Below are 14,708 nucleotides of genomic sequence, written 5' to 3'. Positions count from 1 at the left end.
GCTAATTTGGGTTATTGATAAATCTATGCGATATCTTTAATTTTAAGTTCCGTTCCCCGCTCTCTTCATTGAGCTCTAAAACCGCCATTCGTTCATTGCTCATCGAAAATTTTGGCAGTACATAAACGAATCTTACAGATTCATTTTCTTTTATTTTTGACGGCAAATTATATTTAAAAATCGGTTCTTGATAAAGCTTTTGTAAAGACTTCTTTTTACCCTTTTTTATTGTCTCAACTGATAATTTCAGAAAGTTGAGGTCATAATCCAACGAAGATTTATTTTCAATTTGAATTACGAAATAAAGTTCCTCCTTGTCAAAAACAATATTCTCAATTCTCATTATGATGCCATCGTTTCGTTTTTTTATCCGGCCAATGTGTTGCTTTCGGTCAATTAAATAAGAACAAAATTTATTGTAATAATAGGTTCTGTTATCTATGGTGTCTTCACGTTTAACAATAGTAGTTGAATCAAGACCAGTAGGCTATTCATTACCGATGCCTTGAGACGTTGGTATAAAATAATTCAGCTGATCCAATTTTTTCCTATAAGTTACGATATACGAAAAAACAGTCCCGTTTTTGCCTACTACCAGAAGATTACTTTCTTTTCCGGGTTTTGCCTGAAGCAAGCCGAAAAATTGCCCTTTCTCACGATTATAGGTAAAGACAAAGTTTTCAGATCCTGTTATTCCCTGACGGATCGGTTCCGGGAAGAACAATGCTACATTTTTTTGATCATTCGCATAAATGGTATCCAGGCGAAAAGGTGGTTGTGCTGTGGTGAGGACAGTAACAAAAAGGAATATTGAGATAAAAATAAAATCTTTCATAAGAATAGGTTTAAGTGTTGTTTTGAGTCTATAATTTAGGTTTAAGGATGAGCCTGTAATTGTTGAGCACGGTCACCTTAACGTTTCGGTTATTGCGCTGAAATATCTTTTTGAAACCACTGACCTGTGGTACCCCGGAAATATTGATGTCATCCACCATATCACCGATAACCTCGGTGGAAACCTGGGCGCGAAAGTTGTTTTCGACATAGATACCCTCACTGCCGTCTTGAAGGTCAAAGGCTTTTAATTCGGTTGGATGATGCTTGATATTTTCGATTTCGATCAATACCCGGTTGGGCTGAAAACTGATAAAACCGTAAACCGGCGTATTTTTCAGAAGGTGTTTGCTGTTAATGGTTGTCGATTTGGTCAAGCGCATTCGTAAACGGGAATTAGCTTTGACCACTTGGTCGCCATCCACTACGGCATAAATCAGGTCATCGGTAGTGCCGGAAACGGAACTATCACTTTCTTTCGGATCTGAGGCAAAGAATAATTGATGTTCCAACCCCATTTCTTTAGCAGCAATTTTTTGTTCCGCTTTTATTTCGGTAGAATCAATTATCCTTTCCACTTTGGCATCAGTTTCTCTAGCGCCAATATGCTCATAATCTCTTTGGGAATATTTAATCCTACCTGAGGCGTAGATACTATCCGCGAGACGTTCTTTTTCCCGTTCCGGTAGACCTTCATCATAAAAGCCAAGCGAATCGATCAGTTTTTCGTCATAGATGCTGGGAGCATTGGTTTCCCGGACTTCTTTTAGATCGTTGATGGCATCCAGTTTAGAATCATATTCCTTTTGGTCTTCTTCCAGTGCGGGAACGGTCGTTTCTTTGAGGTTCGTATCCTCACTTTCATCATCGCCCATTACCATCATAGAATAGGAGATCAGGAAAAGCACCATTACAGCGAGTACTGATGCAAAGACTATTTTATTTTTTTCAAGCTTCATAATTATTGTTTTTTAGTTACCATTATCGGTTTTCCTCGTTTAATTTTTTAAGGGATTTTTCAAAGTAATCGGTAATTAGCAATCCGTGCGGATTGTTGGGGAAGTTCCGGTCTACGGTCATCAGGTTTCCGGTCGAAATTAATTGATAGGTGTCGATGATCGATCCCCTGTTGATCTCAAAAACAATAACCGTTTTGAAGGAATAAGTTCCATTTTGTTCTTCGATTTGGGAATCGATACTCAATACTTTTTGAACTAAGGAATATTGTAATAGCCGATTGTAAACACCATCTGCCTTTTTTTGACGATATAGATTATCGACTGAGCTATTGCCCAGCCACAGTGCCTTTTCTAAATTCTTTTCATAATTGCTTGCATCAATATTATAGAAATAATTATGGAACAACTGTAAATGTGCCAAAGCCTCCACTTTAAAGTTTTCTTTTTGGGTCACAAGCTTTAAAGGGATGATACTACCATCGGTATTGATGGCAAAAGCGTTGTTTAGGGCTTTTTTGTTGATGTTGAATACCATCCAAATGGCAAAACAGCTGGAGAGTAAAGAGCATATCACAACAGTCAAAACAATGAACCGATTTGTTTTAAGGACAGCGTAAATATTCTTGTAAGGTGTTTTCATCATAGTTGTTTTAGGCGGTAAATAATCGTAAAGTGAAAGAGGTGGCACGTCGGTATAACTTAAACTTCAGAAAAACAATAAATCCTATGGTTCCAAGCTGTACCACCGGGGCAAAAAATCCACTTCCCGTATCGGTACCGAATAGATCTGTCCAAAAGTTGGTATTGATCTCCGTATAGAGTGCATTAACAAAAACATTGACCAGGAAGAACGCCGGCACCAACATATAAACGGCAGCATACAGTTTGAAAAAGGTATAGGCCAGGGAACGGAACTTTTCAAATACGGCCAGGCTGATCACCAGCGGGAAAAATGCTTGCATTATACCGAGAAGGAAAAAACGTTCCGCTAAGAACAATGGATAGATAAATAAATCAAGAATCCACAAAATGACCCCTCCAACAAAGGCAAGTATCTTAAATCCATAAAGCGGTGTGACCAAAGCTTCATAAAGCAATGTCATTGCATTTTTAGCAGCATCTATAAGGTTGACCTCTTCTTCGATAGGAATGTCCTGCATCTGCAAAGGGAGCAAAGCAGGAGCGGTGTCCCGATATTGACTTTCAATAGAAACTAGAATACTGTCAAAAAATCCTAATACTTGTGTCGAGAAAATAACGAGGATAACCACCGCAAAATTTTTGGCAAGTTCACCAGGGCTTAATCCCCAAGTATATCCGTCTTTGTTAGCTACTCCCTCATTATATTTTTTTAGAATATTAATTAGGAAGAAAAGCACAGCAAGGGTTTTCATTCCGACAATGGTATACTGGGAGAAATCACTGTCTTGAATGGTCTGAAAAACAGTATCTACATATTCAAGACCAAAACTTAAAATAATTACTGCATTCATCATCAATATTCTGTTTCCCTGTTATTGATTTTATCCTGCATTTTTCGAAAGGAAATAATGTCCCGATAACGTTTGGTTTTTACCCTAATAGCGGAGACCATTTCCTTCGATTCCGTTTCTTTCTGTTTTAATATGGAGGCACGTTCGGCATCGCTCATTTTTAGGTAATCGCTGGATAAGATTTGATCAATAAAATCCATTGTTTCCATAGAATTTTGAACAATATTTTCAAACGACGCTGTAACGCGTGAAATTTCTTCCGGCTTGATATACGGGGAGTTCAGAATATCCTGTAAATCACCTTGCATTACGCTAATGAGCCGTTGATTGTTCTGACCAATCTCTTGTACAGCCCTAAGTTGCCTTACCACGGTGGAAACCTTTTCAATCCTGTCCTTTGCATCTTTCAGGAATTTCACGGACTTGATAAGTTGAGCGGTCTGCTTCCCGGATTCTACTAATTGTTTGACCAAGCTTACAAAATTGGTATTGTCATAAACGGGCATTCCCTGTGCCGTAACAGGTCCGTGCACTATAAAAGTCAGGGCTATTGCAACGATTAAAATTTTTGTCTTCATAATATTAAGTTTTAGCGATGAATTCCTTGATAGCTTTTTCCATATTCTGGGTCTTTTTATAAAGGGACATTATGGACTCATTTTCTTGTCCATCGGTGAGGTAAGCGGCATATACTTCTTTGGGAACTTCCAGCCGGAAAATGTTGCTTTCCTTTCCAATTTTGATAAACATTTCGGTATACTTTCTTGTGCCGGAAAGGTTGTTTTTGATAGATTTTAACTGGTTCAGATCGTGGCTAGAGAGGTTGAGCCTTTTGACCAGCTCTTCATAGCCTTTTTCATTGTTCAGGCTATAAATGACCTGGGTGTTTTCGAGAATACTTGCTGAAGTGGAATTGTTGGGAAGCTGATTAATGGATTGCAAAATAATGCCAATCGCACCATTCTGTTTCCGAATGGCTTGGTAGTAAAATTCCACACTTTCCAGTACGTTGTCAAACTTCAGTTGCTTGGCGAACTCATCAAAAAGGATGATGCCTTTCTCTGCACGATTTTTCCAAATGGTTCGTTGGATGGCGGACTTGATCAGCTTCAACATTACGGAGAGGATTTCTTTATTGTCCTTTACTTCGTCCAGTTCAAATACAATAAGACGCTTATCTTCTATTTTATAGGTCTGGTCTTCACTGACTTCAAAAAGGAAACTATATAGACCATCGCCGACGTATTCAGACATTACGTGTAAAAAGCTCGTAACGTTGAAATAGTCGGGATGGATTTTAAGTTGCTTTAAGAGGTTTTTTTGATTGCTCTCAATAAAATTGTAAAAACCATTCAGCGAGTGATTTTCAGAAACACTATGGTAATAATGACGCAGAATCTTTTTAACGGCAACTGATTGTGCCTTGGTTACTTTTAAATCAGAAGCAAAGAGTTCAAACAGAAATACCGATAAATCCTCCAGGCGTTCCGGGCTAAGATCATTGGTAGCGCTGATATAAAATGGATTGATACCCAAATTCTTCCCGCTCTCGTAGCGTAGAACCGTATATTGCTCAGGATAAAGCTTAGCAAATTTGGTATAGGAACCGCCCAAATCAATAATGACCAGACGGACACCACTCTCAAAGTATTGGCGAAGAATGTTATTGGCCAAGAAAGATTTACCCTCCCCGGTTGGCGCAAAAATGGCAAAGTTCCGTGCCTTGATGCGTTTTTTTTGCTCGTCCCAGACATCTTTTAGCACTGGAATATTATGTTCCCGGTCATTAAAGATGATTCCGGTAGCATCTGATTTGTAATTACTGTTATTAATCAACAGGCAAAGTGCGTGTTTCAGATCCGTTACATACAAATCGTTATTGGAGAAATTAGAAGAAAAACCGCAATAGCTGTTCAAAATATAATTCTTCCGTTCCTCACCCCTTGGGTAATAAGGAATAATGTCCAGTTCCTTAAACTCAGTTTTTATTTTGGAAGCAATTCTATCAAGGCTCCGGGCCTTCCGGTCCCAGAAAATGATGTTTAAGTGTCCGCGTATAATCCGGGCATTGTCATCGGCATTGATCTGATCCAGAATGTGCTGGATTTTTCCAAGCACCACTTTGTTTTGCGAGCCGAAATTGGAGCTTTTGTTAAGCTCTTCCATTTTCTTATCAAGTAGCTTGCGCCATTTATGTTTGTCGTCCAGGTATAAGATTTGATTGACAATATGATTCTCGTTTAGCGTAAGCCCTATGCCATCAATAAACCCTTGATGAAATACAAAATCGTCTGAAGTGAATTTATCATTGGTTTTGCTAGTCTGTACACTTTCGCCAAAGCACAGTTCGCTGTTGATGGCCAGGACATCAAAATAATTTTCGCCGATGTTGACGTTTTTCTTGTCCAGTATGATATCAGTATCAAAGCCTTCATTAAAGCCATTGAAATACTGTTGGGTTATGGTTTCAATCTCTTGAGCATCAAGTGGCACAAATTTCATTTTCCGACTATTATTGATAAAGGAAACGGAATCACTTACAGCACTTATAAAACGCTGAACTTTGTCATCTAATTCCTGTATTATCGTTTTTGAAACCTTGCGGAAAGGATTGACATATTTAGGATTGTTTAGCGCTTTATTTTTGGTTAGGGTAAAGAAGAGATAACAGTGGTGATCCATAAATTCGCGGCCTTTAAAATGATTGCTAGTAGCTTTTTCCAAAAATGTGGTATAGGGAAGCTCTTCAGCGGTATAATGCTTTTTGAGATAGATATCTTGCTTGTGAACCACGGTACCGACAGGCAATGATTTCAGGGCTTGAAACCAGGCCCCGTGCAGATCTTCAAAATCCTTTTCCGACAAGGAATAGATTTCTGGTAGGTTTCCTTTATAGCATACCACGACATTGCCATTATTGGCAAATAGGATATTGTCGCGGATATCCGCAATGGGCTGGTATGCAGAAAGATTAATCGTGTTCATAATCGAGACCGGAATTTCGTTTGTTACTGATGCTTTTCGGGAAGGTTCTCGTCAGCTGAAATAGCTGCGGATTGTTTGTAATACGTATCAGGGCGATATATAAGGCTACATTAAAGACTAATACGCCGATGATTACCTCAAAACTGAATGAGAAAATAATAATGAGCAAAGAAGCTATGACGGATATCATCATCACCGCAAAGAGGGAGAGGGGCAATCCAAAAATGACTGCCCTTTTTCTAATATTTTTATAGATCTCGAACTTCTTCATAACAGATTTATTAACTGCCAAATGTCGCTTAACGGTTTAGACTACGATTCCAATGAGATAGGTGAAAATTCCCACTACGGCACCGGCAATAAGGACAAAGACGAGCACCCGGGTAATCCCTTTTTTGAGGTCGGCATTCTCTCCAAAGAAATGGCCGGCATTAAAAAGAAAGCCGATCAAGAAAATAACCCCTAGGATGATGGGGAAAATGGTTCTAATGGTATTGGATACATCATCAACAGAATCTTCAATACCTCCAATTTGTGCGAAAAGAGAAGTGGATAGCAGCGAAAGAAAGCTTGTCAGGTAAATTGATTTTTTCATAACGGAACGGTTTAAATTTGTGATTCGTTTTCGTTATGAGAAAAGTAACAATTTACTTATTTAAATATCTTTAAATCAGTTATTTGTTGATAAAATATTATTTGGTTTCATTTGGGTTTCGATGTTGTTATTTAGTATCAAATTCTATGAGATTTTGGTGGGACGCTGTTAATAACTCGAAAAGTTGAAATGAAAAAAGTGCTTAAAAACGTCAGTTTTGTGATTTTGCTTCTGAATATGAGTATCATTTTTGGGCAGGAAATAACAGCTCAAAAAAGAATTTTGATTGATGCTGGAAAATTCTAGTGCCATCAGAATAAATTGTATTGAGGAACAGGATATTGCGTTGAATATTGGTTTAGAAATTTTAAGGCTTAAAGAAACTGGAAATACTAGAAATTTATTTGACTATTTAAATTAGTTTACAATCTAGAGAGATATATTGTTTCAGCTTTCTCTTATTCATTAGGTTAAGTAGGCTACTATACAGATATATAAGTGGAATTTTCATTCTAAAAACATTAGAGTTTTATTATATTTTTTTTGAAATTTCAGCATAGGAACCATTAGTTCTGGTATTATTGATAATGGTATACCCATTTTTGGAGTAAAAATATTTAAGCTTATCGGGGTTATCGCAATCTGTCCCTTCAACTAATTCACCATATATTTCTGAGAAATTGAGCTCTTTAACCCATTTTTCAAACTCTTTTAAGGCAAAAGAACCGAAGCCTTTATTTTCTTGAAAAACTTTTAAATTGGTCAGTTTCATTCTGTCAGTGAATTTAAAAAACTCTAATATAAATATGTTCTTACCATTTTTTCTACCGTACATATTTCCGGAGTTGGGTTCAATATCAATCTTAAGTATTTGATTATTATGAATTGCATTTCGCATAGGAATAAGTTTATAAGTGATTAAAAATAATAAATTACTTCCTCTTATCTCCAGCTCTTTCATCAAAAGCAATCAAATTAAAAAGTTCTCGCATTCGACTACGGACACGGTTGCCGTAGCGTTCTTCCAATTCTTCAGCATTTAGGTTGGTAGTAGCGTGAGTCTTTATTTTATGTTTGGTTAGCAAAAACAAATCATAACGAGATAAAAGCACTTCGCCCATAACGTTTAGATTTTTTCCATAAAACCTACCGGTGGGTTCTACGCCCAGATCGTCAAAGCAGAAGAATTTAGTATTGCCATATTCTTCAATTGTTTTAAAACCTAAATGATTAAAGCTGAAGCTTACATTTCGGCAAGGGATCATTTCATAAGGTCGTTGAAGAGGAACTAAATGACAAAGCAGCTTCATTAAACTGGTTTTGCCACAGCCTACTGGGCCGGAAAGGAGAATCCCTTTTTCTAAATCGATATTAAATTTGTCGCAATACTCACGGTCTTTGATAAAATAAGAGCATAATTTCAAAAGTATCTTTTTATCCTCTTCATAAATCCTGAATCTTTTTCCAAATAGTAGTTTCCCCTTTGCATCCAGATAAATCAAGATTTTTGGAAAATCGTATGTTACGTTTTTACCGTCAAATTCACCTAGCGAATATTCAACGCCACCTTCGGTTATTTTAGAGGGGTTGTCCATAGTCTTTGGTTTTAGTGGTTCGTAAGTTGTCCCGATTTTGGGACGCTTCTTTTTTGTTTGGCTTGTTTTCTATGCCAAACAATTCAGTTCGATCCATCCAATTTTTGGCTAGTGCCTGCCAATCACGTATCGGTTTTCCATCGCTCGTTTTCCAATCGTTGTTTTCGTAATGATCGAAGAATTTTTTTCCTTCATCAGCAGTAAATTTTTTTTCAATAAAAAAATCTAAAACCGTCTGCCTGCCTTTTGGCTGTTTATTATTGTTTGCTTGTTTGTTATTGTTTATAGTAGATACCAATGCTTGTCCACTGGTGGGACGGTGCTGGTTCACTACCGGTTCACGTATGGGATGGTACTGTTCTGCAAGTTGTTCTAATTTGGGATCGTAGTGTCCCGTAAGCGGTTCATTACTTGTCCCGATAATGGACATCTTAATCTTGCTGCCTTTGTAGGGATTGTTCGATGGAAAGTAGGTGAGGTAATTCCACGAGTCAAGGTCTGTTACGCAACGATGATAAGTAGATTTTGAGCCAATCTTGGCCGCACGCATCAAATCCCTGCGGTTCACAAAAAACTCCTCTGCAAAACGGCTACTGTTCCATTCCTGGAACAGTGCCATATAGAGACTGATGTGAGTAGGATTTAAACGGTCATCAAAGTAGAACGCTTCAAAAGCCGAATTCAATAGCTTAATGTAGTTCATCTCTTAAGAACTTAAATCGTGCTGTACACGATGTTCTTCCATCACGTTTTGGATCTCTTCCGCATCATAATATATAATGCCCCCTACCTTAGTGTAGGGAAGGGTACCATTAATCCGTAAATTTTGAAGTGTTCCCGGACTTATTTGAAGTAAGTCCATAACCTCAGAAGATTTAAGATACTTTTTGATTTTTCCGGAAGATTGTTTGGCTAGAAGGTTTTTGATATCATCGAGTAATTCCATTTTGAATTCTCGAAGATCGTCTGTGGTAATAATACTTGTTGGCATAACTTAAATTTTTTAGAGTACGTCATCACCTCATTGAAATGTTTTGGTGATTTCTGTACTGATTTGACTTTTGTTATGCAAATTGCAAGAAGATTCCTCAAGTAGTATACAAGTTGCTACCAAGTTGGTTGTTTAAATTTAACCTATTTAGGAATAAAAAATGATAGAAAAATATTTTAAATATTGTTGACAAAAGCAGTAGAACCAAACCAATTATTGAATATTGAAAATTACCAAGTTGATGAATTTTAGAATTATTCGTCTTGAGAATCCATATAGCGAATAAGGTCCTCTTGAAGCTCTTGTAAAAACTGAGTCCTTCCTTTTTTACGAATTCTTATAGCTAAGAAGTTACGATAGTAATCGCCTAAGTCGATATTAAACATTTTTTCAAATGTTAAGGCTATTAGTTTTATATCAGCATTATTATTGTTAATATATCCAGAGGCATATAGGGCATAGACTAATTCTATAAGAGCTGTTTTACTGCCAGTCCAGTTCATTTTAGATTTAGGAATTTTGACTGTTTTAATCTCATCTCTTTCCAGTCCGTGTAATTGATCCTCTAGAAACACTTCTATCAAATCATTAGCTAATATTTTGGCTACGATATAGTCGTGAGAAGTAGAGAAACGATGGTCGGTTTCAAAATACCTAGTACTTAGATTAAGCTTGATGTCATGTTTATTTCTTACAAAATACTTATGGTCTAAATAGGTGCTTCCAGTTCGATAATATTTATAAAATTCTAATTGATCGTCAAAGAAGCGCTTTAATTTGTTCAGTTCCTTAAGTAAATATTTCCTTAAAACACGCTCACCACCATAAGGTTTACGGGTTTCAATTTTATAAATCTGATTGTAATAGATTAACTTAGATACAAATTTGGGTTTTGTGTATTTAAAAAATAGAATTTCATCATATTGATTTTCAAATTTGTGATGAACTGTTTTTTTCTTTATATCGTCTAATACATTTAGTATTACTTCTAAAGCTTCCTGAGAAATATGGACTTGCAACAAAAAACTGGACAAATAGTTGAATGACTACGCTGCTAGTTTAAGGTTATACATGTCTAATTCAAATTCTCTTATAGTTCTATTTCCTAAAAAGGAATGTCTTCTTCTATTATTATACCAAGTTTCTATCCATCCAAAGATGGATAACTCCGCTTCAGATCTCAACTTATAATTGTGCCTATAAACCCATTCTACCTTTAATGATTTAAAGAACGATTCAGCAATGGCATTATCCCAGCAATTACCTTTTCTGCTCATAGATTGGTTTACTAAGCCATTGTAACTTTTAATTAATGAGGTAAACTTATGGCTGGCATATTGTATACCTCGGTCGGAATGAAAAATTAAAGACTGGGTTAAAGTAGTTTTCTTTATAGCCATATGCCAAGCCTTAATAATAGTGTCTTCTGTACTTAGATTATCGCTTAGAGCCCATCCAACAACTTTGCGGTTAAACAAATCAATAATGACAGTAAGGTATAACCAGCCCTGTTTGGTTTTGATATAGGTTATATCGCTTACCCAAACTTGATCCTGTCGGCTTACTTCAAAGTTTTGGTTTAATAAATTAGGAGCTATGGGGTAATTATGTTGACTATATGTGGTTGCTTTAAACTTACGTTTTCGTTTTGCAAACAAATAATTAGCACTCATAATACGTGCAACTCTAGGCTTTGATATTTTATAGCCTAATGTCTCTAGTTCTGTTTTTATTCTAGGTGAACCATAGCTTTGAAAGCTATCTTTAAATATAGATTTAATAAGCCCAGTTACCTTTTGATTTTCTAACCATAATTTACTTGGTCCCGATTGTAACCAATGGTAATAGCCACTTTTGCTTACTTTCAATATTTTACACATCGTCTCGACAGGAAATCTCATAAGGTGTTGTTTTATAAACCTGTATTTTTCTTGTCGCTCGCGGAGAAGATGCTGATGGCCTTTTTTAAGATGTCTCGTTCTAACTCGGCTTCTTTTAATGCCTTTTTTAATCGGGCTATCTCTTTTTCTTCATCGGTCATTTTAGGATTACCACGGCCAGGGAAACTGTTGTTACCGTAATCTTTTAACTCTCTACGCCAACGGTAAAGTACAGATGGAAATATATCCAAGTCTTCACATACTTGTTTTACATTGCCTTTAGCATAACTTAACTCGACTGCTTTTTGTTTAAATTCTAAGGTGTAATGTTTAGATTTTCTTCTCATAATTGCTAAGGTAATAACTAGCAAAAATATTCTCTCAACTTAGTGTCCGGTCTAATGTAGTAATTCCATTATTGTTTAATCATAACCTTTAAACCATGAAGACATTCAAAAACTTATTAAGCTTAACATTTATAACTTTATTAGCTTATTCTTGTGAACCGGAAGAATTACCAAATAATACATCACTTCAGCAAGATATTATTACTGCAGATACAGGAGATCAAGACGATGAAGTTGAAGAAAGAAACGGAGAGAAACCAGAATAATAATTTTAAAAATAATAAAAGGTCTTGTAATCTACAGGGCCTTTTATTATTTTCAAAAATTTAAATTTTATTCATCTCTAAAGGATTGTTTGTGAAATCATGCTGCGTATCAATTTTCTATGTTTTAATAGTCTGTTTTTTGTCATGTACCTCCAAAATTGATGAAAATCAAAATGAGGTTGCAAATAAAAATACAATTGTTGAAAGTGGAAAATCTATTTCTGATGCGCAGGAAAAGCCTGACTTAATAGTCGCTTACAAGTTAGCCCTAAAAGAAGAAAATGATTCTATACGAAACAAAAAACTACTAGATATTTCCTATCGTTTCTTGAAGGCAAAGGATTCTGCGATGTTCTTACAATCTAATAAAGAGGCAAGGGATTTAGCTATTTCTATCGAGGATTCTAGTGGCGTTGCGGCTACATACTGGGATCTGGCTCATTATTATCATAGATATAATAGAGAAGATAGTGCTTATTTTTATTACGATAAAGCTCAAAAAATATACAAAAATTTAAATAATGATTTAACTGCAGGCCGCTTGTTATTGAACATGGCGATCATGCAAAAAAATATTAGAGATTATACGGGTAGTGAGGTTACCACAATGAATGCTATTTCGCTTTTAAAGCCATTAAATGAATTTAGATTATTATATAAAGCCAATAATAATCTAGGTATCATTTATAATGAACTCGAAGATTATGAAAAAGCAGTTTATTATTACCAAAATGGATTAGATTATATAAGAAAGGCTGGAGATTATCAGTATTTACCTTCAATTTGGAATAATATGGGGCTTGTTTATCACAATCATAATAATTTCAATGAAGCTGTTGAATATTTTGATAAAGCTTTGAATTATAATGATAGTATCCAAGAGTCTGATCCAAAATTGTTCGCTATGCTTATAGATAATAAAGCAAATGCTAAACTTCATCTAAAGGATACTATGGGCATATATGAGCAATTTAATGAAGCTTTGAGAATAAGAAAAGAATTAAATTTAGAGTCAGGCGTTAGTATAAATCAATTACATTTAGCTGATTATTTTCTGGAGAAGAAAGATACTATAAGAGCTATAGATTATGCGATCAAGGCAAAAGCGATTGCTTCAAGAACCAAAAATACGAGAGATTTACTTTCTTCTTTAAAATTTCTTTCTTTAGCGGTCAAAGATAGTGCACTTAAATATTCTAGACGTTATATAGAAATTAGCGACAGCCTGCAAAAAAGGGAAAGAACTGTAAGGAATAAGTTTGCTAGGATACGTTTCGAGACGGATGAATATATTTCGGAGACTGAAAGGCTTAATGACCAAGTCGTAAGAATTTCAATAATATCTCTGACGGTTTTCCTTATTTTTGTATTATTATACATAATAAGAGGGCAAAGGTCAAAAAATAAACTAATCCAACAAAAGCATCAGGCTGGTCAGGAAATATATAATTTAGTTTTAGCACAACAAAAGTTAATTCAGGAAGAACGAGATAAAGAAAAACTGCGTATATCTCGGGAGTTACATGATGGAGTTTTAGGTAGTTTGTTTGGACTAAGAATAAGTTTAGATGTAATGAATGAAGAAGATGATGATGATAGTAAGAAAAAGCGAGCTGAGTATATAAAAGGGATTCAGGATATTGCGGAAGAAATTAGGTTGATTTCTCATGAACTTAATAAAAGTTCACAAGTTGATATTGATTTTAATGTTTTGTTACAAGAATTTTTGAGTAGACAATCGGACAAAATTGAAGTTCAATTAGATATGCCTAATTCCATTAAGTGGGATTCCATAGAAAATAATGTAAAAATAAATATCTACCGTATTATACAGGAAGCTACAACGAATATTCTCAAGCATTCCAATGCTAGTAAAGCTACAGTTTTAATAGAAAAGTTACATGAGGATTTAAAAATTGAAATTAAAGATGATGGAGAGGGATTTGATACTGAAAAAAGAAATTTTGGAATAGGTCTAAAAAATATAAAAAACCGTAGTCGAAATATAAGAGGAAACTTATCTATTACTTCAGGTACAGAGGGAACAACGATATCATTATGTGTAAAACTTAAAAAGTAGAGCAGTTATGCAGGAGAAAAAAGTGATAAATATTTTACTGGTTGATGACCATCATATGATTTTGGAGGGTTATAAAAATGTATTGTCAAAAATAAAATCTAGTGACTTTACTTTAAATGTAGAAACTTCAGATAACTGTGATAAAGCTTGGGAGATTGTAAATGAGAAGAGAGTTGATATTATTTTTTTAGATATTAATTTTCCTATAAGCGATAATAATAAAATACTTTCAGGGGAAGATTTAGGGATTAAGATAAAGAAACAGCTTCCTGAAATTAAAATTATAATCTTAACCGTTCTAGGCGATCCCTTCCGTCTTCATAATATACTTTTAAATACTAATCCTGATGGATTCTTATTAAAAGGAGAAACTACTTCGGAAGAACTCAATAGATGTTTATCAAAAGTTATAGCCAATCCACCTTATTACGGATCAAAAATTTCAAAAATGCTTCATTCTGAAGTGAAACATAATAACTCTTTAATAGATGAAGTGGATAGAATTATGCTTTATCAACTCTCTTTGGGTACAAAAACGAAAGATCTAACCAAGTTTGTTCACCTTTCCTTAAGAGCAGTTGAAGATAGAAAACGCAAGCTAAAAGAGATATTTGGTGTTAGTGGCGAGGGAAATAAAGCTTTGTTGGAGAAAGCGAGGGAAAGTGGATATATATAAATCAAAC

At 35.3% G+C, this 14,708-nt stretch carries 16 protein-coding genes and 1 pseudogene; 3 read left to right on the top strand and 14 right to left on the bottom strand.

Annotated features, from left to right (window positions below; genetic code table 11):
* Nucleotide 1: 1 nt before the first annotated feature.
* The 14 genes and pseudogenes from INR75_RS19870 to INR75_RS19805 form a co-directional block, all read right to left on the bottom strand.
* Nucleotides 2–835 (bottom strand): annotated as a pseudogene (locus tag INR75_RS19870) (DUF4138 domain-containing protein).
* A 28-nt stretch (nucleotides 836–863) separates the two neighbouring features.
* Nucleotides 864–1,793: a conjugative transposon protein TraM gene (traM, locus tag INR75_RS19865; RefSeq protein ID WP_223090187.1), complete on the bottom strand. Its 930-nt coding sequence runs from the start codon at nucleotides 1,791–1,793 to the stop codon at nucleotides 864–866.
* Between the two features lie 22 nt (nucleotides 1,794–1,815).
* On the bottom strand, nucleotides 1,816–2,433 hold the full coding sequence (locus tag INR75_RS19860) for a conjugal transfer protein TraK (protein ID WP_223091987.1): 618 nt from the start codon (nucleotides 2,431–2,433) through the stop codon (nucleotides 1,816–1,818).
* A 10-nt stretch (nucleotides 2,434–2,443) separates the two neighbouring features.
* The gene (locus INR75_RS19855; protein WP_223091986.1) at nucleotides 2,444–3,286 is read right to left on the bottom strand and encodes a hypothetical protein; all 843 of its coding nucleotides are present in this window, start codon (nucleotides 3,284–3,286) and stop codon (nucleotides 2,444–2,446) included.
* 2 nt (nucleotides 3,287–3,288) lie between these two features.
* Nucleotides 3,289–3,864: a conjugal transfer protein gene (locus INR75_RS19850; protein ID WP_223090186.1), complete on the bottom strand. Its 576-nt coding sequence runs from the start codon at nucleotides 3,862–3,864 to the stop codon at nucleotides 3,289–3,291.
* A gap of 4 nt (nucleotides 3,865–3,868) precedes the next feature.
* Nucleotides 3,869–6,271 (bottom strand): TraG family conjugative transposon ATPase, encoded by a 2,403-nt coding sequence (locus tag INR75_RS19845; protein WP_223090185.1) that lies wholly within the window; start codon nucleotides 6,269–6,271, stop codon nucleotides 3,869–3,871.
* Complete coding sequence (locus INR75_RS19840; protein WP_223090184.1) at nucleotides 6,258–6,542, bottom strand: hypothetical protein; 285 nt, start codon at nucleotides 6,540–6,542, stop codon at nucleotides 6,258–6,260. Before INR75_RS19840 ends, INR75_RS19845 begins: the two co-directional genes overlap by 14 nt.
* A 36-nt stretch (nucleotides 6,543–6,578) precedes the next feature.
* Nucleotides 6,579–6,866 (bottom strand): hypothetical protein, encoded by a 288-nt coding sequence (locus INR75_RS19835; protein WP_223090183.1) that lies wholly within the window; start codon nucleotides 6,864–6,866, stop codon nucleotides 6,579–6,581.
* A 532-nt stretch (nucleotides 6,867–7,398) separates the two neighbouring features.
* Complete coding sequence (locus INR75_RS19830) at nucleotides 7,399–7,827, bottom strand: hypothetical protein (protein ID WP_223090182.1); 429 nt, start codon at nucleotides 7,825–7,827, stop codon at nucleotides 7,399–7,401.
* Nucleotides 7,799–8,461, bottom strand: coding sequence for an ATPase (locus INR75_RS19825; RefSeq protein ID WP_223090181.1), 663 nt, complete (start codon nucleotides 8,459–8,461; stop codon nucleotides 7,799–7,801). Before INR75_RS19825 ends, INR75_RS19830 begins: the two co-directional genes overlap by 29 nt.
* Nucleotides 8,445–9,164 carry a hypothetical protein gene (locus tag INR75_RS19820; protein ID WP_223090180.1) on the bottom strand — a complete coding sequence of 240 codons (720 nt, stop codon included), beginning with the start codon at nucleotides 9,162–9,164 and terminating at the stop codon, nucleotides 8,445–8,447. The genes INR75_RS19825 and INR75_RS19820 overlap by 17 nt, the downstream gene beginning before the upstream one ends.
* 3 nt (nucleotides 9,165–9,167) lie before the next feature.
* A complete protein-coding gene (locus tag INR75_RS19815) occupies nucleotides 9,168–9,452 on the bottom strand; it encodes a helix-turn-helix domain-containing protein (RefSeq protein WP_223090179.1) in 285 nt (94 codons plus the stop codon).
* 254 nt (nucleotides 9,453–9,706) lie between these two features.
* Nucleotides 9,707–10,474, bottom strand: coding sequence for an RteC domain-containing protein (locus INR75_RS19810; RefSeq protein WP_255584600.1), 768 nt, complete (start codon nucleotides 10,472–10,474; stop codon nucleotides 9,707–9,709).
* Nucleotides 10,475–10,498: 24 nt separating this feature from the next.
* Nucleotides 10,499–11,703, bottom strand: a protein-coding gene (locus tag INR75_RS19805) for an IS3 family transposase (protein ID WP_086026153.1) whose coding sequence is annotated in 2 segments (ribosomal slippage) — nucleotides 10,499–11,424 and nucleotides 11,424–11,703 — 1,206 coding nt in all. Because the reading frame shifts where the segments join, the coding sequence is not laid out codon by codon here.
* A gap of 71 nt (nucleotides 11,704–11,774) precedes the next feature.
* On the opposite strand from INR75_RS19805, the gene INR75_RS19800 reads away from it, so the two are divergent.
* The 3 genes from INR75_RS19800 to INR75_RS19790 all read left to right on the top strand — a co-directional run bounded on the left by INR75_RS19800 (nucleotide 11,775) and on the right by INR75_RS19790 (nucleotide 14,701).
* Complete coding sequence (locus INR75_RS19800; protein ID WP_223090177.1) at nucleotides 11,775–11,945, top strand: hypothetical protein; 171 nt, start codon at nucleotides 11,775–11,777, stop codon at nucleotides 11,943–11,945.
* A gap of 139 nt (nucleotides 11,946–12,084) precedes the next feature.
* Nucleotides 12,085–14,025: a tetratricopeptide repeat-containing sensor histidine kinase gene (locus tag INR75_RS19795; protein ID WP_223090176.1), complete on the top strand. Its 1,941-nt coding sequence runs from the start codon at nucleotides 12,085–12,087 to the stop codon at nucleotides 14,023–14,025.
* A gap of 7 nt (nucleotides 14,026–14,032) precedes the next feature.
* Nucleotides 14,033–14,701 carry a response regulator gene (locus INR75_RS19790; RefSeq protein WP_223090175.1) on the top strand — a complete coding sequence of 223 codons (669 nt, stop codon included), beginning with the start codon at nucleotides 14,033–14,035 and terminating at the stop codon, nucleotides 14,699–14,701.
* The last annotated feature ends 7 nt before the right edge of the window (nucleotides 14,702–14,708 follow it).

This window comes from Zunongwangia sp. SCSIO 43204 (assembly GCF_019904275.1).
In the GTDB taxonomy this organism is placed as follows: Bacteria; Bacteroidota; Bacteroidia; order Flavobacteriales; family Flavobacteriaceae; genus Zunongwangia; species Zunongwangia mangrovi.
The sequence above is the reverse complement of the archived record's forward strand: the minus strand, read 5'-3'. Positions and strand labels throughout refer to the sequence as shown.